The following is an 18,963-nucleotide window of genomic DNA, read 5'->3' as shown; positions in this document are numbered from 1 at the left end:
GTGTTGGTGCCCGGTTTTGGCGTATTCCCTTGTTGTCAATTGCCAACGTAGCGTAACCGGGTGTTTCTTGCCATGCGGACAAGAAAAAGCGCGCAGCGGCAGGGCCGTGCGCGCTTGCGGGATCGATCTTGGTCAGGCGCTCAGGAGGATGCGCAACATGCGGCGCAGAGGCTCTGCTGCGCCCCACAGCAATTGATCGCCGACAGTGAAGGCGCCCACGTACTCGGGGCCCATGGCCAGCTTGCGGATGCGGCCCACGGGGATCGCCATGGTGCCGGTCACGGCCACGGGGGTCAGGTCCTGGATGGTCGCCTCACGGGTGTTGGGTACCACCTTCACCCACTGGTTGTCGGCCGCAATCATGGCTTCGATGTCGGCCACGGGCACGTTCTTCCGGAGCTTGAAGGTCAGGGCCTGGCTATGGCAGCGCATGGCGCCCACGCGCACGCAGAAGCCATCGACCGGGATGGCGGCCGAGTTGAAGCCTTCGCCCATGCCGAGGATCTTGTTCGTCTCGGCCATGCCCTTCCATTCTTCCTTGGATGTACCCCAGCCAGGTTCGTCCTGGCTCTTGCCGATGCCCAGGTCCTTGTCGATCCAGGGGATCAGGCTGCCACCCAGCGGCACGCCGAAATTGGTGGTTTCAGCGGCGGTGAGGCTGCGCTGCTTGGCGATGACCTTGCGGTCGATCTCCAGGATGGCACTCTTGGGGTCGTCCAGCAGGGCCTTGACCTCGGCGTTCAGCGTGCCGTACTGCGTGAGCAGCTCGCGCATGTGCTGGGCGCCGCCGCCGCTGGCGGCCTGGTAGGTCTGGGTGCTCATCCATTCGACGAGGCCGGCCTTGTACAGCGCGCCCACGCCCATCAGCATGCAGCTGACGGTGCAGTTGCCGCCGATCCAGTCCTTGCCGCCGTTCGCCAGCGCGTTCTTGATGACGGGCATGTTCACCGGGTCGAGCACGATGACCGCGTTCTTCTCCATGCGCAGGGAGGATGCGGCGTCGATCCAGTGGCCATTCCAGCCGACTGCGCGCAGCTTGGGATACACCGCGTTGGTGTAGTCGCCACCCTGGGCGGTGAGGATGATGTCGCAGCGCTTGAGGGCGTCGATGTTGAACGCATCCTGCAGCGTGGCTTCGTTCTTGGCTTGTGCAGGGGCCTTGCCGCCGGCGTTGGAGGTGGAGAAGAACAGGGGCTCGATCAGATCGAAATCCTTCTCCTGCACCATGCGGTCCATCAACACCGAGCCGACCATGCCGCGCCAGCCGACCAAACCTACCAACTTGCTCATTTCAACGCCCTTTCAAAGTAAGAAACAGTGCCAGACCTGGCTGTTTTGCCCCGGCTCGTCTGGCCAGGGAGGGCGCACGACGAACCGGAGCTGGATCAGCCCTTAATGGTCGTGGTTTTGGTGGTGATTGCGCGCGCAGCCACACCAGCCAGGGGGGCGGATGCTGTGTTCAGGGCGAACGGGCGGGCGACAAACATAGCGCAAGATTGTACTGGACAGCAGATTTCGCGTGACTGGCTTCCGCGCGGCCGCAGCGCACAAAGGGTCTGGCGGGCTGGCCCTGCGTGTGGCGTCCTTGAGCGGCGTGCCATTTCTGGTGGGCGCCTCGCGGTGGAGTCTCGTGCCAGAATCGCTCACCCGTGAAAGTTGCACCCCGCCGCCAGTTTCGTGGTCAACCTTGCGGTAGCCTCCATCCCTTAAGGCGTTGGCATGCCATCTCTAACCCCCTTTTTTCGCGAGGCGGGCGCCGGCCCCGGGGTCGTCTGTTTGCACGCCAACGCAAGTAGTTCGAACCAGTGGCGGCTTCTGATGGAAGCCCTTGCGCCGAGTTTCCACGTGCTGGCCGCCGATTCGTACGGTGCGGGCAAGAGTCCCGCGTGGCCCACGAACCAACCCGTTCGCCTTCAAGACGAAGTCGCGCTGCTCGAACCGGTCTTCGCGCGCGCGGGGGATCCCTTTTCCGTGGTTGCGCATTCGTATGGTGCTGCGGTAGCGCTGGTTGCGGCCGTATCGCAACCCCATCGAATCCGCCGCTTGGCCCTGTATGAGCCGACCCTGTTTTCATTGCTCGACGCCGAGTCGCTTCCTCCCAATGAGGCCGACGGTATCCGCTGTGCCGTGGCCGACGCTGCGGCGGCACTTGAAGCGGATGATCCAGCCGGCGCAGCCGAATGTTTTATCGACTTCTGGATGGGGCAAGGCGCCTGGGCCCGGACGCCTGAGCCACGCAAAGGCCCCATTGCCGCTTCAGTTGCCAACGTGCGCGGGTGGGCCGAGGCCTTGTTCTGTGAGCCGACAACCCTTGCGGCATTTTCCAGGGTGAATGTTCCGGTTCTCTACATGACCGGGAAGAATTCCCCGGTATCGTCCCGCGGTGTGGGAAGGCTTTTAACGCACACCCTGCCGCAGCTACAGGTTGTCGAGTTCGAAGGCCTGGGGCACATGGGTCCGATCACGCACCCGCAGATTGTCAATGAGACCATAGCGCGTTTCCTCGGGCGGGGCTGACGCCATGGCCACGGGCGCTGGTGTCGGCTGCTGAAGCGGCGCATTTTGAATTTCCAGAGCCATAGCGCAGTGACGGAAAGCAAAAAGCGGTCTTTGAGGACCGCCTTTTTTCTTCGGATGCGCACTGCGCTCGGTGCGTCAGTCGTCCAGTGCCTTCACCACCGCATCCCCCATTTGCGCCGTGCCCACCTTGGTGGTGCCTTCGCTGTAGATGTCGGGCGTGCGCAGGCCCTGGGCCAGCACCTTTTGCACGGCCGCCTCGATGCGCTGGGCAGCGGCTTCCTGGTTGAGGCTGAAGCGCAGCATCATCGCGGCCGAGAGGATGGTGGCCAGCGGATTGGCCACGCCCTTGCCCGCGATGTCGGGGGCGCTGCCATGGCTGGGCTCGTACAGCCCCTGGTTTTTGCTGTTGAGCGATGCGGAGGGCAGCATGCCGATGGAACCGGTGAGCATGGAGGCTTCGTCCGACAGGATGTCGCCAAACATGTTGCCGGTGACCACCACGTCAAACGCCTTGGGGGCCTTCACGAGCTGCATGGCAGCGTTGTCCACGTACATGTGCTGCAGTTCCACGTCGGGGTATTGCTGGCCCACTTCGGTCATCACGTCCTTCCAGAACTGGAAGGTCTCCAGCACATTGGCCTTGTCCACGCTGGTGACCTTCTTGTTGCGCTTGCGCGCGGCCTGGAAGGCGACGTGGGCGATGCGCTCGATCTCGGGGCGGCTGTAGCGCATGGTGTCAAACGCTTCTTCGGCACCGGGGAAGTGGCCATCCACCGCCGTGCGGCGGCCGCGCGGCTGGCCGAAGTAGATGTCTCCGGTCAGTTCGCGGATGATGAGGATGTCGAGGCCCGCAATCAGCTCGGGCTTGAGGCTCGATGCGCCCACGAGCTGCTCATAGCAGATGGCGGGGCGGAAGTTGGCAAACAGACCCAGGTTCTTGCGCAGGCCCAGGATGGCCTGCTCGGGGCGCAGAGGGCGATCGAGCTTGTCGTATTTCCAGTCGCCCACGGCGCCGAACAGGATGGCGTCGGCTTCCTTGGCGAGCTGGAGGGTGGACTCGGGCAGGGGGTGGCCGTGGGCGTCATAGGCCACGCCGCCCACCAGGGCGGATTCCATCTCGAAGGGGAGATCCAGGGCTTCGAGCACCTTCACGGCTTCAGAAACGATTTCTGTGCCAATGCCGTCACCCGGTAGAACTGCGATTTTCATGAAATTTGCTTTGTTTTTGATGGCTGCTAGCGCATGTGGATGTAGCGCTAGCAGCCGATTGGGTTGAAATTGGGTGGATCACGACACCATGGTGTGTGCGAGCCAGGGCTTGGTCGCCAGGCGCTGGGCTTCAAAGGCCTTGATCTTGTCGGACTGGCGCAGGGTCAGGCCGATGTCGTCAAAACCGTTGAGCAGGCAGTATTTGCGGAAGGCCTGCACCTCGAACGCGATCTCTTCGCCTTGGGGGCGCACGATGACCTGGCGCTCCAGGTCGATGGTGAGCTGGTAGCCGGGGAAGGCGGCCACTTCGTCAAACAGCTGGGCCACCGTGGCTTCGGGCAGCACGATGGGCAGCAGGCCGTTCTTGAAGCAGTTGTTGAAGAAGATGTCGGCAAAGCTCGGTGCGATCACGGCGCGAAAGCCGTACTGGTCCAGCGCCCAGGGCGCGTGCTCGCGGCTGGATCCGCAGCCGAAATTCTTGCGCGCCAGCAGGATGGAGGCGCCTTGGTAGCGCGGCTGGTTCAGCACGAAGTCGGGGTTGGGTTGGCGGCTGGCGGGGTCCTGGCCGGGCTCGCCGTGGTCCAGGTAGCGCCATTCGTCAAACAGGTTCACGCCAAAGCCGGTTTTCTTGATCGACTTCAGGAACTGCTTGGGGATGATGGCGTCGGTGTCGACGTTCTCGCGGTCCATGGGGGCGACGAGCCCCTTGAGCAAAGTGAATTTCTGCATGGCGTTCTTTGTTACTTGGCGGCGCGTTCGATGGCACTGCCCGCGCGTTCGATGTCCTGGCCCACGCCTTTGACGGTGTTGCATCCGGCCAGCAGGAAAGCGGCGGACAGGGCGATGAGGGTGGCGATCTTCTTCATGGCGGTCTCCTTCAGGCAAATTGGCGAATATCCACGAAGTGGCCGTGCACGGCAGCCGCTGCAGCCATGGCGGGGCTCACCAGGTGCGTGCGGCCACCGGCGCCCTGGCGGCCTTCGAAGTTGCGGTTGCTGGTGGATGCGCAGCGCTCGCCGGGCTCCAGCCGGTCGGCGTTCATGGCCAAGCACATGCTGCAGCCGGGCTCGCGCCACTCAAAGCCTGCGGCGACAAAGATCTTGTCCAGGCCTTCGCGCTCTGCCTGTTCCTTGACCAGGCCCGAACCGGGCACCACCATGGCCAGCTTGACGTTGCTGGCCACCTTGCGGCCCAGGTTCTTCACCACGGCGGCGGCTTCGCGCATGTCTTCGATGCGGCTGTTGGTGCACGAGCCGATGAACACCTTGTCGATGGTGATGTCGTTGATGGCCTTGCCCGGTTGCAGGCCCATGTAGGTGAGCGCACGCTCGATGGCGCCGCGCTTGTTGGCGTCTTTTTCCTTGTCGGGATCGGGCACGCGGGCGTCCACGCCCAGCACCATCTCGGGCGAGGTGCCCCAGGTGACTTGGGGCACGATGGTGGCGGCGTCGAGCTTGATGACGGTGTCGAACACCGCGTCCGCATCCGAGTGCAGCGTCTTCCAGTAGGCCACGGCCTGGTCCCATTCCACGCCCGTGGGCGACAGGGGGCGGCCCTTGACGTATTCAATGGTCTTGTCGTCCACCGCCACCAGGCCCGCGCGCGCGCCGCCTTCGATGGCCATGTTGCACACGGTCATGCGGCCTTCCATGCTCATGGCGCGGAACACCGAGCCTGCAAACTCGATGGTGTAGCCCGTGCCGCCCGCCGTGCCGATCTTGCCGATGATGGCCAGCACCACGTCCTTGGGGGTCACGCCCTTGGGCAAATTGCCGTCCACCTGCACCAGCATGTTCTTGGCCTTCTTGGCCAGCAGTGTCTGCGTGGCCATTACATGCTCGACCTCGCTGGTGCCGATGCCGTGGGCCAGCGCACCAAACGCGCCATGCGTGCTGGTGTGGCTGTCGCCGCAGACCACGGTCATGCCCGGCAGGGTGGCGCCGTTTTCGGGGCCGATGACGTGCACGATGCCCTGGCGCTTGTGCATGAAGGGGAAGAACGCCGCTGGCGTGATCTGCGCCATGTTGTCGTTCAGCGTGGTGATCTGCTCCTTGCTGATGGGGTCGGCAATGCCGTCGTAGCCACGCTCCCAGCCCGTGGTGGGCGTGTTGTGGTCGGCCGTGCCCACGATGGAGCTCATGCGCCACACCTTGCGGCCCGCTTCGCGCAGGCCTTCAAACGCCTGGGGGCTGGTGACTTCGTGCACCAGGTGGCGGTCGATATAGAGGATGGAGGTGCCGTCCTCTTCGGTGTGGACGACATGCTCGTCCCAGATCTTGTCATACAGGGTGCGTCCCATGGCAGTCTCTTTTCTCGGGGTGGGGTGGTTGGATTTTAGGGGGGCGTCAAAGTGCCGCCCGTGGGGGGGTCAGATGCTCCACGAGCAGCCGGGCCGTCACGGGCAGGGCGTCGAAATCGCGGGCCACCAGGCGCAGTTCGCGCTGCGCCCAGGGGTCGGCCAGGGGCACGGCCTGCAGGCGGCCCACCCCCTGCATGAGGGCAAAGGCCCGGTCGGGCAGCAGGCCCACGCCCAGGCCGTTGTCGATCATGCGGCACATGGCGTCGAGCCCGGTGACCTGGATGCGCTGGCGCAGGGGCCGGCCGGCCGACGCAGCAGCAGCGCGCATGGCCAGGCTGATGCTGCTGTTGGCATGCAGGCCGACAATGTCCCAGTCCAGCACATCTTCAAAATGGATAGCTTCTTGCCCAGACAGGGCGTGCGCTGCAGGCACAACCAGCACCAGACGGTCGGTGCGGTACGGGCGGCTTTGCAGATCGGTGGCGGCGGGGCCACCGGTGTTGCAAATGCCCAGGTCGGCCGCGCCTTCCTGCACGGCGTGCAGCACATCGCTGCTCAGGTGTTCCTGAAGGTCAATCTTGACCTGGCTGTGGGCGCGCGCAAAAGCGCCCAGGTCCTCGGGCAGAAACTGCACGATGGCCGAAATGTTGGCGTGCATGCGCACATGGCCGCGCACGCCTTCGGCGTATTCGCTCAGTTCGCCCTGCATGCGCTCCAGGCCAAACAGCACGGTGCGCGCATGGTGCAGCAGGCTTTCTCCGGCGGGCGTGAGCGTCACACCCCGGCTGTGGCGGTAGAGCAGGGCGGTATCGACGGCGGTTTCCAGGTCGGACAGCCGCTTGCTGACGGCCGAGGCGGCAATGAACTCGCGCTCCGCCGCGCGGCCGATGCTGCCGAGCTCGCACACCGCCACAAACAGTTGCAGCGAGGTAAGGTCGATACGGCGCGCAAAACTGCGCTCGGAGCTTTTCATGGGGTGGGGGTGTAGTCTTCTTGTTTCGAGAAGACTGTGTATTTTCAGCCCAATTATTGTTTGCTGCCATCGCTGAATGCGATGGCATTCATCGTGCAAAAGGCTGCTGTACCAAAAAGAGGAGCTGGCAGCCCCTCTTTTTGATGCGATGCTGATCCCACGCCTTCAGGCCGGGAGCGTGCTGCCATGCTCGGGCACCGTCGCGCGCCAGCGCAGCTCGTGCTCAATGCGCTGGCGCAGCATGTCGGCCGCGCCCATCTCGCCGTGCACCACAAACACCCGGTCGGGCGCGTGCCCCATGCTGCGCAGCCAGGCCAGCGCCTGGTTGGCGTCGGCATGGGCCGAGGCAGACGTGAGCTGCACCACCTCGGCGCGCACATCGATGTCCTGCCCGTGGATGCGCGTGGTCTTTTCGCCGCTGGCGATGCGCGCGCCGCGCGTGCCCGGGGCCTGGTAGCCGGTGATGATGACCATGTTGCGGTGGTCGCCCGCATACAGGGCCAGGTGGTGCAGCACACGCCCGCCCGTGGCCATGCCGCTGGCCGACAGGATCACCATGGGCCCGTGGCGGCGCGCCAGGGCCTTGGATTCGTCGGTGGTCTGCACCATGGTGGCGCCGTGCGCGAGGGCATCGGCCTCGTGCGCGGTCAGCCGGTGTTCACCCGTGTGGTGCGCGAACAGCCCGGTGGTGCTCACGGCCATGGGGCTGTCCAGAAACACCGGCAGCGACCGCGCAACGCTCCCCTGCTTCTTGAGCAGGTTGATGGCGTGCAGCACGGCCTGCGCCCGGCCCACGGCAAACACCGGCACCACGGCCACGCCACCGCGCTGGGCCAGGCGTTGCAGGGCGGGGGCCAGCTCTTGCAGGATGTCTTCCTGCGGGTGCTGGCGGTCGCCGTAGGTGGCTTCGACCAGCACGGTGTCGGCCTGTGGCGCAGCCTCGGGCGGGTTCATGAGCAGGTCATCGGGCCGGCCCAGATCGCCCGAGAACAGGATGCGCCGCCCGCCCACTTCCAGCAGCACGCTGGCCGCGCCCAGGATATGCCCGGCCGGCGTGAAGGTCACGCGCCAGCCGGGAATCGGCTCGAAGGCCTTGTGGAACGCGTGGGTGCGAAACTGCTTCATGCAGTGCTGCGCATCCAGCCGGGTGTACAGCGGCAGCGCCGGTGCGTGCTGCGAGAGCTGGTGGCGGTTCAGGAAGGCGGCGTCTTCTTCCTGCAGGTGCCCGCTGTCGGGCAGCAGGATGGCGCACAGGTCGCGCGTGCCGGGCGTGCAGTGGATGGCCCTGGTATAGCCATCGCGTGCCAGCAGGGGCAGGTAGCCGCTGTGGTCCAGGTGCGCGTGGGTCAGCACCACCGCATCGATCTGGTGGGGCGTGAGGGGCAGGGGTTGCCAGTTGCGCAGGCGCAGCTGCTTGTAGCCCTGGAACAGGCCGCAATCGACCAGCATGCTGTGGCCGTTGTGGCGCACCAGGTATTTGGAGCCGGTGACGGTGCCCGCGCCGCCCAGAAAGGTGATGTTGACTTCCATTGCGATCCTCCATGCATGCCAATGGCTGCCATCGTAGCGGCCTGCGGCGGCTGCCTTCTCGGGGTGGAGCGGGTCGGAAGGTGATGCAGATCAAGGTACGCTGGCAAAGATTGCGGGGACGCGAGCAGGAACGCGGGTGCCAGAAAAAAGGCTGCCCCGCGCGGTGCGGGGCAGCCTGGTGTGCAATGGCCGGCGCCCGGTGCGGCGCCACGCGTTCAGCTGAAGAAGTTCTTCAACCGGTCGGTCCAGCTCTCGCCGCTGGGCGAGTGGCGGCCGCCACCCTTCTTCAGCGATTCTTCCAGCTCGCGCAGCAGCTTGCGCTGGTGCTCGGTCAGCTTGACGGGTGTTTCCACCGCGATGTGGCAGTACAGGTCGCCGGGGTAGCTGGCGCGCACGCCCTTGATGCCCTTGCCGCGCAGTCGGAACTGTTTGCCCGCCTGCGTGCCTTCGGGGATGTCGATGGCGGCCTTGCCGGCCAGGGTGGGCACCTCGATCTCGCCACCGAGTGCCGCCGTGATGAAGCTCACAGGAACCTGGCAGTGCAGGTCGTCGCCATCGCGCTCGAAGATGTCGTGCTTCTTCAGGCGGATCTCGATGTACAGGTCACCGGGTGGCCCACCGTTGGTGCCCGGCTCGCCGTTGCCCGTGCTGCGGATGCGCATGCCGTCGTCGATGCCGGCAGGGATCTTCACTTCCAGCGTCTTTTGCTTCTTGAGCTGGCCCTGGCCGTGGCAGGTCGTGCAGGGCTCGGGAATGATCTTGCCCGTGCCGCGGCAGTGCGGGCAGGTCTGCTGCACGCTGAAGAAACCCTGGCGCATCTGCACTGTGCCGCTTCCGCTGCAGGTGGTGCAGGTCTTGGCGCTGGTGCCAGGCTTGGCGCCGCTGCCATGGCAGGTGTCGCAGCTTTCCCACGACGGAATGCGGATCTGCGCATCCTTGCCGCGCGCGGCTTCTTCGAGGGTGATTTCCATGGCGTAGCTGAGATCGCTGCCGCGGTACACCTGACGGCCGCCCGCACCACGCCCGCGACCGCCCTGCTGGCCGAACATGTCGCCGAAGATGTCACCGAAGGCCTCGGCAAAGCCGCCAAACCCTTCCGCACCAGGCCCGCCGGGGCCGCGCATGTTCGGATCCACGCCGGCATGGCCGTACTGGTCGTAGGCCGCGCGCTTCTGGGCATCGGAAAGCATCTCGTAGGCTTCTTTGGCCTCCTTGAATTTCTCCTCGGCGCCCTTGGCGGTATCCCCCTGGTTGCGGTCAGGGTGGTGCTTCATCGCCAGCTTGCGATAGGCCTTCTTGATTTCGTCCTCGGAGGCGTTCTTGGGAACGCCGAGGACCTCGTAATAGTCTCTTTTGGACATGGATGAATCAGCCTGGTTGGAAGAGGAACGCCGCGCAGGCACCCTGGAAAGGGGCCGGCGCGGCGGCTCGGTTCAGCAAGGGCTGCTTTAGCCCTTCTTGACTTCCTTCACTTCGGCATCGACCACGTTGTCGTCGTCCGCGGGCTTGTCCGACGATGCCGATGCGCCTGCCGCGTCCGCGCCACCGGCTGCCTGGGCCGCCTGCCCCGCCTGGGATTCGGCGTACATTTTCTCGCCCAGCTTCTGGCTGGCGGCCATCAGCGCCGTGGTCTTGGCATCAATGGCGTCCTTGTCCTCGCCCTTGAGCACTTCTTCCAGCGCCTTGACCGCAGCGGTGATCGCCTCCTTTTCGCCGGCATCGAGCTTGTCGCCATGCTCGGCCAGGCTCTTGTTCACGCTGTGCACGGCGGCTTCGCCCTGGTTGCGGGCCTGGATCAGTTCGAGCTTTTTCTTGTCGTCGGCGGCGTTGAGCTCGGCGTCCTTGACCATCTGCTGGATTTCTTCTTCCGACAGGCCCGAGTTGGCCTTGATGGTGATCTTGTTTTCCTTGCCCGTGCCCTTGTCCTTGGCGCCCACGTGCAGGATGCCGTTGGCGTCGATGTCGAACGACACCTCGATCTGCGGCGTGCCGCGCGATGCAGGTGGAATGCCTTCGAGGTTGAACTCGCCCAGCAGCTTGTTGCCGCTGGCCATCTCGCGCTCGCCCTGGTAGACCTTGATGGTCACGGCCGGCTGGTTGTCGTCGGCGGTGGAGAAGGTCTGCGCGAACTTGGTGGGGATGGTCGTGTTCTTCGTGATCATCTTGGTCATCACGCCGCCCAGGGTCTCGATGCCCAGGCTCAATGGCGTCACGTCCAGCAGCAGCACGTCCTTGCGGTCGCCCGACAGCACCTGGCCCTGGATGGCCGCGCCCACGGCCACGGCCTCGTCGGGGTTCACGTCCTTGCGGGGTTCCTTGCCGAAGTATTCCTTGACCTTCTCCTGCACCTTGGGCATGCGCGTCATGCCGCCGACCAGGATCACGTCGTTGATGTCGGAAACGCTGATGCCGGCGTCCTTCATGGCGGTGCGGCAGGGGGCGATGGTGCGCTCGATCAGCTCTTCCACCAGGGCTTCGAGCTTGGCACGCGTGAGCTTGATGTTCAGGTGCTTGGGGCCCGAGGCATCGGCCGTGATGTAGGGCAGGTTGATGTCGGTCTGCGCGCTGTTGGACAGCTCGATCTTGGCCTTTTCGGCGGCTTCCTTCAGGCGCTGCAGGGCCAGCACGTCCTTGGACAGGTCAACGCCTTGCTCTTTCTTGAACTCGGCAATGATGTAGTCGATGATGCGCTGGTCGAAGTCCTCGCCACCCAGGAAGGTGTCGCCGTTGGTCGACAGCACTTCGAACTGCTTTTCGCCATCGACGTCAGCGATTTCGATGATGGACACGTCGAACGTGCCGCCACCGAGGTCATACACGGCGATCTTGCGGTCGCCCTTTTCCTGCTTGTCCAGGCCGAAGGCCAGGGCTGCTGCGGTGGGCTCGTTGATGATGCGCTTGACTTCCAGGCCGGCGATGCGGCCGGCGTCCTTGGTGGCCTGGCGCTGGGCGTCGTTGAAGTAGGCGGGCACGGTGATCACGGCCTCGGTCACGGGCTCACCCAGGTAATCTTCGGCGGTCTTCTTCATCTTGCGCAGAATGTCGGCGCTGACCTGCTGGGCCGAGATCTTGTTGCCGCGCACTTCCACCCAGGCATCGCCGTTGTCGGCGGCAGTGATCTTGTAGGGCATCAGGTCGATGTCCTTTTGCACTTCCTTCTCGGTGAACTTGCGGCCGATCAGGCGCTTGATGGCGTACAGCGTGTTCTTGGGGTTGGTCACGGCCTGGCGCTTGGCCGAGGCTCCCACCAGCACTTCACCATCTTCCTGGTACGCAACGATCGACGGCGTGGTACGGGCACCTTCCGAGTTCTCGATCACGCGCGTGGTGTTGCCTTCCATGACGGACACGCAGCTGTTGGTGGTGCCCAGGTCGATACCGATGATTTTTCCCATGTTCTTCTCCGCAATGTTGGAATGGTTGGATAGCTAGTAACTTGTGGATAACTTGAAGGGCTTCAAGTTGGTTCCGTGAAATTATTTGGCGGCGGCCACGGTCACCAGGGCGGGGCGCAGCACGCGCTCGGCGATCACATAGCCTTTTTGCAGCACGGCCACCACGGTGTTCGCCTCCTGCTCGGCCGGCACCACACTGATGGCCTGGTGCTGGTGCGGATCGAACTTGTCGCCGGCGGCCGGGTTGATGGCCTGCACCTTGTTGCGTTCCAGGGCGGCTTGCAGCTGGCGCAGCGTGGCGTCGGAGCCTTCGCGCAGTTGCTGGGCCGTGGCGTTCTGGATGGCTAGGGCGGCGTCCAGGCTGTCGCAGACGGGCAGCAGGCTTTCGGCAAAGCTCTCGATGCCGAACTTGCGGGCCTTGGAGACTTCGTCTTCCGCGCGGCGGCGGGCGTTCTCTGCCTCGGCCTTGGCGCGCAGGAACTGGTCGGCCAGATCGGCGCTCTTGGCCTTGAGTTCGGCCAGCTCGCCCTGCAGGCGGGTCATTTCATCAGAAGCGTTGGCGGCCATGGCGGCCTCGACTTCTTCGGGAGCGGGATTGCTTGGGAGGGGAGATGGCTGGCTGTTATCTGGCATGTCGGAATTTTTATGAAACGTACGGATACGCGACAAGGATGGGGCGGGTGGGCCGTATTTCAAGGCCTGCGGCAGCGTCAGGACGCTTTGTCCGTGTCCACGGACACCGAAGGAACGCATGGATCAGGCCGGGAGTGTACAAGCGCAAACATGCTGGTTATAATTGCCGGCTTTGCCTTGCCACACCACTTCGAGACGCAGTGGGTGGTCTTACCCAAAAGGAGTATGCATGCGTCATTACGAAATCATTTTGTTGATCCATCCGGATCAAAGCGAACAAGTTCCAGCCATGCTGGAGCGCTACAAGGGCATGATCACCGCTGGCGGTGGCAAGGTGCACCGCGTGGAAGACTGGGGCCGCCGTCAACTGGCGTACCTGATCAACAAGCTGGCCAAGGCCCACTACCTGTGCGTGAACATCGAAGCCGACCAGGCCGTGATGGCTGAACTGGAGCACGCCTTCAAGTTCAACGACGCCGTGCTGCGCCATCTGACGGTTCAGAAGAAGAAGGCCGAGACCAGCCCGTCTTCGATGATGAAGACCGTCGAGCGCGAAGAAGCCCGCAAGGTCAGCCAGGCCGAGTACGCAGCGGCCAACGACCGCTGATCTTCCAGCCCTAGGGGAGTGGAAAACCGCGTTGTCTTGACCGCCTGTATCGCTGAGGCCGAGGCCCTGCGCTACACACCCGCTGGATTGCCTGCCATCACCCTGCGACTCGAACACGAGTCCCAGCAAACCGAAGCAGGCCAGCCCCGGGACGTCAAGGCTGCCATGAAAGCCGTTGCCTTTGGTGCAATGGCCGAGCGTCTGGCCCGGCAAAACATCGGAAGTCTCTGGACTTTCAATGGATTTCTGGCCACACCGCGCAACGGCAAGAACGCAGTGCTCCACATCCAGGATATTCAACAAAATTAATTTTCAAGGGGTCCGCAATGGCCACGTTCAAGAAGTTCAACAAAGACAAGCGCCCAAAGCGCAACACCCAGTCCCTGCTGTTCAAGCGCAAGCGCTTTTGCCGCTTCACGGTGACCGGTGTTGAAGAAATCGACTACAAGGATGTCGATACGCTGCGCGATTTCATCGCCGAAAACGGCAAGATCATTCCCGCACGCCTGACCGGCACGCGCGCCATTTTCCAGCGCCAGCTGAACACCGCCATCAAGCGCGCCCGCTTCCTGGCCCTGGTGCCTTACAGCGACCAGCACAAGATCTAAGGAGCACAACCCATGCAAATCATTCTGCTCGACAAGGTTGTGAACCTCGGCAACCTCGGCGAAATCGTCAAGGTGAAAGACGGCTACGCCCGCAACTTCCTGATCCCTTCGGGCCGTGCACGCCGCGCCACCGAAGCCAACAAGGCCGAGTTCGAAGCCAAGCGCGCCGAACTCGAAAAGGCAGCCGCTGCCAAGCTGGCACAAGCCCAGGCTGAAGGCGAAAAGCTGGCCGGTACCACCGTCAAGCTGACGCAAAAGGCGGGCGTGGATGGTCGTCTGTTTGGTTCCGTGACCAACCACGACATCGCCGAAGAGCTGAACAAGCAAGGCTACAAGGTTGTGAAGGCCCAGGTTCGTCTGCCCAACGGCCCTATCAAGGTTGTCAGCGAAACGGCTGTCAGCGTGGCTCTGCACACCGATGTGGTGGTGGAAGTCAACGTGTCGGTCTACGGCGAAACGGCCTGATCGTCGCCCCACCGTCATTTCGTGACGTTGTGCAAAAGCCGCCCTTGGGCGGCTTTTGTTTTTGGTGCGGTACGCCCATACAGGGCCACCCACAGTCTGCCCCCTGGTTATCCACAGGCTTGTCCCCATCCCGCCAGGCTGCTCTGCGCTAGCATTGAACGCCTGTCCCAAGGAACCCCATGTCCGCTGTTTTTCCCCCGCTCGAAGACCACGGTTTTGCTCCGCCCCTGCCGGATCGCGAAATTGCCCAGTTGCGCGTGCCACCGCACTCGATCGAGGCGGAATCGAGTGTGCTCGGCGGGCTGCTGCTGGACAACAACGCCTGGGACCGCGTGGGCGATCTGCTCAAGGACGGCGATTTTTATCGCTACGAACACAAGCTGATCTATGCCGCCATCGGCGGCCTGATCAATGGCAGCAAGCCCGCCGACGTGATCACGGTGTACGAGCAGCTCCAGGGGCTGGGCAAGGCCGAGGAAATCGGTGGCCTGGGGTACCTGAACAATCTGGCGCAGTATGTGCCCAGCGCGAGCAACATCCGCCGCTATGCCGAGATCGTGCGCGAGCGCGCCATCCTGCGCAAGCTGGTCACCGCCAGCGACGAGATCGCCACCAATGCGTTCAACCCGCAGGGGCGTCCGGTCGACAAGATCCTTGACGAGGCCGAGCAGAAAATCTTCAACATCGGCGAGGAAGGCTCGCGGATGAAGCAGGGCTTTCAGGCCATGGACACGCTGGTGGTGGATCTGCTCGACCGGGTGCAGGAGATGGCCGACAACCCGAACGACATCACCGGCGTGCCCACCGGGTTCATCGATCTCGACCGCATGACCTCGGGCCTGCAGGCGGGCGACATGGTGGTGCTGGCGGCCCGCCCGTCCATGGGCAAGACGGCGTTTGCCGTGAACATTGCCGAGCATGTGGCGCTGAATGAAGGCCTGCCCGTGGCCATTTTCTCGATGGAAATGGGCGCCGCGCAGCTGGCCGTGCGTATCGTCGGCTCGATTGGCCGCATCAACCAGGGCAACCTGCGCACCGGCAAGCTCTCGGATGAGGAATGGCCGCGCCTGACCGAGGCCATCGAGAAACTGCGCACCGTGTCGCTGCACATCGACGAAACACCGGGCCTGACGCCGTCGGAGCTGCGCGCCAATGCGCGGCGCCTGGCGCGCCAGTGCGGCAAGCTGGGCCTGATCGTGGTGGACTATCTGCAGCTGATGAGCGGCTCCAGCGGCTCGCAGGGCGAGAACCGGGCCACCGAGCTGGGCGAAATCTCGCGCGGCCTGAAGATGCTGGCCAAGGAGCTGCAGTGCCCGGTGATCGCGCTGTCGCAGCTCAACCGTTCGGTGGAGCAGCGCACCGACAAGCGCCCCATGATGAGCGATTTGCGCGAGTCGGGCGCCATCGAGCAGGATGCCGACATCATCATGTTCATCTACCGCGACGACTACTACAACAAGGACAGCAAGGAGCCGAACGTGGCCGAGGTCATCATCGGCAAGCAGCGCAATGGCCCCACCGGCACCGTGAAGCTGTTCTTCCAGAAGTCGCAGACGCGCTTCGAAAGCCTGGCGATGGGGTCGGGCGACGACTTCTAATGAAAAAGCCGCTAGCACTTGATCTGTAAGCGCTAGCAGCTATCAAAATAGAAGCTATTTACGGCTGCGGGCGATGCTATGGCCGCAGTGCCCACACCAGCAGGCCCACGCACAACGTCCCCAGTATTGCGACGGCTGCCGTGAGGTGCCGGTTGCGCAGGCGCAGTGCCTCGACCGCCTGCACCACCTGGGCATGCTGTTCGGCCAGGGACTGGATCAACAGGGCCGATTCCTGCTGCTCCAGTTCGAGCCGCACCACACGCTCGCGCAATTGCTGCAGTTGCAGGGCGACCGGAGGAGCGGCTGCGCCGTCCGCATCCGCCAGTTTGCCTGCAGCGGCATCCGCAGTGCTTTGGCGCGTGGTGCCCAGCAGCTTCTTGGCCGCCTGCAGAATCTGGGGCGTTGCCTCCAGGACGTCGCCCCAGGGAACCAGCTTGAGGGCGGCAACCCAGCCCACCGCCATCTCTACAGCACCTCGCTGGCAAAGTCTGCCAGGCGTGAGCGCTCGCCGCGCGCCAGCGTGATGTGGCCGCCGTGCGGCCAGCCCTTGAAGCGGTCCACGGCGTAGGTCAGACCCGACGAGCCTTCGGTGAGATAGGGCGTGTCGATCTGCGCAAGGTTGCCCATGCAGATGATTTTGGTGCCGGGGCCGGCACGGGTGATCAGCGTCTTCATCTGCTTGGGCGTCAGGTTCTGCGCCTCGTCGATGATCACGTACTTGTTCAGGAAGGTGCGCCCGCGCATGAAGTTCATGCTCTTGATCTTGATGCGGCTGCGGATGAGCTCGTTGGTGGCGGCGCGCCCCCACTCTCCCGCGTTGCCACCATCGCCCTTGGCCAGGAATTCGAGGTTGTCGTCGAGCGCGCCCATCCAGGGGCCCATCTTTTCTTCCTCGGTGCCGGGCAGAAAGCCGATGTCCTCACCGACGCTCACGGTGGCGCGGGTCATGATGATTTCGGTGTAGCGGCGGTCGTCCAGCACTTGCGTGAGGCCCGCGGCCAGGGCCAGCAGGGTCTTGCCGGTGCCGGCCGTGCCGGTCAGTGTGACGAAATCGACCTCAGGGTCCATGAGCAGATTCATGGCGTAGTTCTGCTCGCGGTTGCGCGTGGTCACGCCCCACACCGCATGCTTGGCCGAGCCATAGTCCTTGAGCGTCTGCAGCACCGCTGTTTTTTCGCGGATCTCGCTGACCCGGGCAAACATGCTGGGCTCGCCCGGAGCCTCGAAGTACACAAACTGGTTGATCATCAACTGCGGCACGATGGGGCCGCCGATGCGGTAATAGGTGTTCGCGCCGCTTTGCCAGCTTTCCACGTTCTTGCCGCTCTTGGTCCAGAAGTCGGGGGGCAGGGCCAGTACGCCAGAGTAGAGCAGATCGCCGTCTTCCAGCGTCTTGTCGTTCTGGTAGTCCTCGGCGTTCAGGCCCAGGGCGCGCGCCTTGACGCGCATGTTGATGTCCTTGGATACCAGCACCACTTCGCGCGGGGCGTGCAGCTTGCGCAGCGCTTCCACCACGCCCAGGATCTGGTTGTCGGCCTTGCCTTGCGGCAGGCTGGTGGGCAGGCTGTAATCCAGCGGGGCCGTCTGAAAGAACAGGTGGCCGCCTGCGGCGCGCTGGCCCGTGGAGTCGAGCTTGAGCCCGTGCGCAATGTCGGCGCCATGCACGCCTGCCAGGGCATCCAGGGTGCGGCTGGTCTGGCGGCCGTTGCGGGCCACTTCGGTCATGCCCTTCTTGTGGCCATCCAGCTCTTCCAGCACGATCATGGGCAGGAAGATGTCGTGTTCCTCAAAGCGGAACAGACTGGTCGGATCGTGCAGCAGCACGTTGGTGTCCAGCACGAACAGCTTGGCAGGGCCCTGCGGTGCTGCCTTTTTGCTGCGGGAAGCGCCGGCTGCTGCGGGCGCGCTGGCGGTGGTCTTGCTGCCGGGGCTGCGCGAGCCGCGTGTACTGGCGGAGCTGCGCGCGGCGGGTGCGGGGGCCTTGGCGGGCGTGCGGGCAGGTTCCAGCGTGCGTGACCGGGTCTCGACCTGGATCAGGGCAGGGGCCGTGCCCATTTCGATGGCCGCCGCATCGTTGCGTGGGTTCTTGCGTCCACCCCGGCTGGCGGGGGTGGCTGTTGTCTCTGCGTCGGGAAGCTGGTTTTCGACGGGGCGGGCGCTTGCTTTGTAGGCTTCAGGCGCGAGGAGGGCGGCGCGCCGGCTGGGGGCGGGGGGCAGGGGCATGGTGGCGGGGTCTCGGGCAGTGGGGTGTTCAGAAAGCAAAAAGCCGCCTGGAGACCAAGGCGGCTTTGGAGGAAGAAAAAAGCGTTGCTGATTTCAGAAGCATCAAACCATTATGCCCATTCACCGTGTCGGATTGCGGAAGGCGTCCGCAGTCCGTGTTGGGGGGGGCTTGCAACGGTGGATTTCAGGCGGCCTTTTTCAGGGCCTTGATGGTCTTGACGGCCTTGAGCACTTCGTCCACGTGGCCCGGCACCTTGAGACCGCGCCATTCGTTGTGCAGAATGCCGTCGGGTCCGATCAGGAAGGTGCTGCGCTCGATGCCCTTGACCTTCTTGCCGTACATGATCTTGTTCTTGACCACGCCGAACATGTGGCACATCTTTTCTTCGGTATCGGCGATCAGCTCAAACGGCAGCTCCAGCTTTTCCTTGAACTCGTCGTGCGACTTCATGTTGTCGCGCGATACGCCGAAAACGGCTGCGCCCGCCTTGACGAAGTCCTTGTACCGGTCACGGAACTGCATGGCTTCCGTGGTGCATCCAGGGGTGTTGTCCTTGGGGTAGAAGTACAGAATCACAATCTGGCCGAGGTGGGAGGTGTTGGACACCTTGATTCCACCAGTCGCGTTGGCTTCAAATTCAGGGAGGGGTTTGTTGACAACGATCGCCATGGCACTTCAATCTCTCAGGATGTAGTCGTTGAAAAGCCGGGGGAGCTGGGGTGTTATTGCTTTTGGTGGTGCCCCCGACCGCAACCTGGGATTTTACCCCGAAAACGCCCGGGAACCAACTTGCCACCCCGCCCCTCAGAACGTGTTCACGATCTAAGGATTTATCCGTAAATTAAGTAAACTCCAAACCTGAGCCGACCTTCACTCGGCGCAGGACAGACAGATGGCCAAGG

At 63.8% G+C, this 18,963-nt stretch carries 19 protein-coding genes; 6 read left to right on the top strand and 13 right to left on the bottom strand.

The features are described 5' to 3' along the window. Window positions 1-132: 132 nt before the first annotated feature. Window positions 133-1,290, bottom strand: coding sequence for an aspartate-semialdehyde dehydrogenase (gene asd, locus AC1Q5S_RS10225; protein ID WP_492238817.1), 1,158 nt, complete (start codon window positions 1,288-1,290; stop codon window positions 133-135). A 429-nt stretch (window positions 1,291-1,719) separates the two neighbouring features. Between asd and AC1Q5S_RS10220 the strand changes: the two genes are divergently transcribed. Next, the gene (locus AC1Q5S_RS10220) at window positions 1,720-2,517 is read left to right on the top strand and encodes an alpha/beta fold hydrolase (protein WP_303837881.1); all 798 of its coding nucleotides are present in this window, start codon (window positions 1,720-1,722) and stop codon (window positions 2,515-2,517) included. 138 nt (window positions 2,518-2,655) lie between these two features. Here AC1Q5S_RS10220 and leuB read toward each other — a convergent pair whose 3' ends face one another. The 9 genes from leuB to grpE form a co-directional block, all read right to left on the bottom strand. After that, complete coding sequence (gene leuB, locus AC1Q5S_RS10215; protein ID WP_422205436.1) at window positions 2,656-3,729, bottom strand: 3-isopropylmalate dehydrogenase; 1,074 nt, start codon at window positions 3,727-3,729, stop codon at window positions 2,656-2,658. A 78-nt stretch (window positions 3,730-3,807) separates the two neighbouring features. Next, window positions 3,808-4,458 (bottom strand): 3-isopropylmalate dehydratase small subunit, encoded by a 651-nt coding sequence (gene leuD / locus AC1Q5S_RS10210; protein ID WP_303837941.1) that lies wholly within the window; start codon window positions 4,456-4,458, stop codon window positions 3,808-3,810. 11 nt (window positions 4,459-4,469) lie between these two features. Further along, window positions 4,470-4,595: an entericidin A/B family lipoprotein gene (locus tag AC1Q5S_RS10205; protein WP_026436433.1), complete on the bottom strand. Its 126-nt coding sequence runs from the start codon at window positions 4,593-4,595 to the stop codon at window positions 4,470-4,472. A gap of 11 nt (window positions 4,596-4,606) precedes the next feature. Then, window positions 4,607-6,028: a 3-isopropylmalate dehydratase large subunit gene (gene leuC / locus AC1Q5S_RS10200; protein WP_303837943.1), complete on the bottom strand. Its 1,422-nt coding sequence runs from the start codon at window positions 6,026-6,028 to the stop codon at window positions 4,607-4,609. Between the two features lie 46 nt (window positions 6,029-6,074). Further along, window positions 6,075-7,001 carry a LysR family transcriptional regulator gene (locus tag AC1Q5S_RS10195; RefSeq protein WP_492238816.1) on the bottom strand — a complete coding sequence of 309 codons (927 nt, stop codon included), beginning with the start codon at window positions 6,999-7,001 and terminating at the stop codon, window positions 6,075-6,077. Between the two features lie 165 nt (window positions 7,002-7,166). Beyond that, entirely contained in the window at window positions 7,167-8,531 is a 1,365-nt protein-coding gene (locus AC1Q5S_RS10190) for an MBL fold metallo-hydrolase (protein WP_492238815.1), read from the bottom strand. Between the two features lie 215 nt (window positions 8,532-8,746). Continuing rightward, a complete protein-coding gene (dnaJ, locus tag AC1Q5S_RS10185) occupies window positions 8,747-9,892 on the bottom strand; it encodes a molecular chaperone DnaJ (RefSeq protein ID WP_303837949.1) in 1,146 nt (381 codons plus the stop codon). An 87-nt stretch (window positions 9,893-9,979) separates the two neighbouring features. Continuing rightward, window positions 9,980-11,926 (bottom strand): molecular chaperone DnaK, encoded by a 1,947-nt coding sequence (dnaK, locus tag AC1Q5S_RS10180; RefSeq protein WP_422205432.1) that lies wholly within the window; start codon window positions 11,924-11,926, stop codon window positions 9,980-9,982. 81 nt (window positions 11,927-12,007) lie between these two features. Then, a complete protein-coding gene (gene grpE / locus AC1Q5S_RS10175) occupies window positions 12,008-12,559 on the bottom strand; it encodes a nucleotide exchange factor GrpE (RefSeq protein ID WP_303837013.1) in 552 nt (183 codons plus the stop codon). 229 nt (window positions 12,560-12,788) lie between these two features. On the opposite strand from grpE, the gene rpsF reads away from it, so the two are divergent. From rpsF to dnaB, 5 genes are all read left to right on the top strand, one after another. Then, complete coding sequence (gene rpsF / locus AC1Q5S_RS10170; RefSeq protein ID WP_422205430.1) at window positions 12,789-13,166, top strand: 30S ribosomal protein S6; 378 nt, start codon at window positions 12,789-12,791, stop codon at window positions 13,164-13,166. A gap of 18 nt (window positions 13,167-13,184) precedes the next feature. Further along, window positions 13,185-13,475 carry a primosomal replication protein N gene (gene priB / locus AC1Q5S_RS10165; protein ID WP_303837016.1) on the top strand — a complete coding sequence of 97 codons (291 nt, stop codon included), beginning with the start codon at window positions 13,185-13,187 and terminating at the stop codon, window positions 13,473-13,475. Window positions 13,476-13,492: 17 nt separating this feature from the next. Beyond that, a complete protein-coding gene (gene rpsR, locus AC1Q5S_RS10160; RefSeq protein ID WP_005795932.1) occupies window positions 13,493-13,774 on the top strand; it encodes a 30S ribosomal protein S18 in 282 nt (93 codons plus the stop codon). 12 nt (window positions 13,775-13,786) lie between these two features. Further along, on the top strand, window positions 13,787-14,239 hold the full coding sequence (gene rplI / locus AC1Q5S_RS10155) for a 50S ribosomal protein L9 (RefSeq protein ID WP_026436441.1): 453 nt from the start codon (window positions 13,787-13,789) through the stop codon (window positions 14,237-14,239). A 179-nt stretch (window positions 14,240-14,418) separates the two neighbouring features. Continuing rightward, a complete protein-coding gene (gene dnaB, locus AC1Q5S_RS10150; protein WP_092697133.1) occupies window positions 14,419-15,837 on the top strand; it encodes a replicative DNA helicase in 1,419 nt (472 codons plus the stop codon). A 76-nt stretch (window positions 15,838-15,913) separates the two neighbouring features. Here dnaB and AC1Q5S_RS10145 read toward each other — a convergent pair whose 3' ends face one another. The 3 genes from AC1Q5S_RS10145 to AC1Q5S_RS10135 all read right to left on the bottom strand — a co-directional run bounded on the left by AC1Q5S_RS10145 (window position 15,914) and on the right by AC1Q5S_RS10135 (window position 18,730). Then, complete coding sequence (locus AC1Q5S_RS10145) at window positions 15,914-16,300, bottom strand: hypothetical protein (protein ID WP_422205426.1); 387 nt, start codon at window positions 16,298-16,300, stop codon at window positions 15,914-15,916. Window positions 16,301-16,302: 2 nt separating this feature from the next. After that, a complete protein-coding gene (locus tag AC1Q5S_RS10140; protein ID WP_492238814.1) occupies window positions 16,303-18,060 on the bottom strand; it encodes a PhoH family protein in 1,758 nt (585 codons plus the stop codon). Window positions 18,061-18,244: 184 nt separating this feature from the next. After that, entirely contained in the window at window positions 18,245-18,730 is a 486-nt protein-coding gene (locus tag AC1Q5S_RS10135; RefSeq protein ID WP_026436445.1) for a peroxiredoxin, read from the bottom strand. Window positions 18,731-18,963: the final 233 nt, after the last annotated feature.

This window comes from Acidovorax sp. GW835-FHT14B10, assembly GCF_058793725.1.
This window is presented reverse-complemented; position numbering and strand designations above follow the sequence as displayed.

Coding starts and splice junctions, on each gene's coding strand:
- rplI (WP_026436441.1), top strand. CDS start 13,787: ATGCAAATCATTCTGCTCGACAAGGTTGTGAACCTCGGCAACCTCGGC.
- rpsR (WP_005795932.1), top strand. CDS start 13,493: ATGGCCACGTTCAAGAAGTTCAACAAAGACAAGCGCCCAAAGCGCAAC.
- AC1Q5S_RS10190 (WP_492238815.1), bottom strand. CDS start 8,531: ATGGAAGTCAACATCACCTTTCTGGGCGGCGCGGGCACCGTCACCGGC.
- AC1Q5S_RS10135 (WP_026436445.1), bottom strand. CDS start 18,730: ATGGCGATCGTTGTCAACAAACCCCTCCCTGAATTTGAAGCCAACGCG.
- AC1Q5S_RS10220 (WP_303837881.1), top strand. CDS start 1,720: ATGCCATCTCTAACCCCCTTTTTTCGCGAGGCGGGCGCCGGCCCCGGG.
- leuB (WP_422205436.1), bottom strand. CDS start 3,729: ATGAAAATCGCAGTTCTACCGGGTGACGGCATTGGCACAGAAATCGTT.
- dnaB (WP_092697133.1), top strand. CDS start 14,419: ATGTCCGCTGTTTTTCCCCCGCTCGAAGACCACGGTTTTGCTCCGCCC.
- rpsF (WP_422205430.1), top strand. CDS start 12,789: ATGCGTCATTACGAAATCATTTTGTTGATCCATCCGGATCAAAGCGAA.
- dnaJ (WP_303837949.1), bottom strand. CDS start 9,892: ATGTCCAAAAGAGACTATTACGAGGTCCTCGGCGTTCCCAAGAACGCC.
- leuD (WP_303837941.1), bottom strand. CDS start 4,458: ATGCAGAAATTCACTTTGCTCAAGGGGCTCGTCGCCCCCATGGACCGC.
- AC1Q5S_RS10145 (WP_422205426.1), bottom strand. CDS start 16,300: ATGGCGGTGGGCTGGGTTGCCGCCCTCAAGCTGGTTCCCTGGGGCGAC.
- grpE (WP_303837013.1), bottom strand. CDS start 12,559: ATGCCAGATAACAGCCAGCCATCTCCCCTCCCAAGCAATCCCGCTCCC.
- AC1Q5S_RS10195 (WP_492238816.1), bottom strand. CDS start 7,001: ATGAAAAGCTCCGAGCGCAGTTTTGCGCGCCGTATCGACCTTACCTCG.
- AC1Q5S_RS10205 (WP_026436433.1), bottom strand. CDS start 4,595: ATGAAGAAGATCGCCACCCTCATCGCCCTGTCCGCCGCTTTCCTGCTG.
- dnaK (WP_422205432.1), bottom strand. CDS start 11,926: ATGGGAAAAATCATCGGTATCGACCTGGGCACCACCAACAGCTGCGTG.
- leuC (WP_303837943.1), bottom strand. CDS start 6,028: ATGGGACGCACCCTGTATGACAAGATCTGGGACGAGCATGTCGTCCAC.
- asd (WP_492238817.1), bottom strand. CDS start 1,290: ATGAGCAAGTTGGTAGGTTTGGTCGGCTGGCGCGGCATGGTCGGCTCG.
- AC1Q5S_RS10140 (WP_492238814.1), bottom strand. CDS start 18,060: ATGCCCCTGCCCCCCGCCCCCAGCCGGCGCGCCGCCCTCCTCGCGCCT.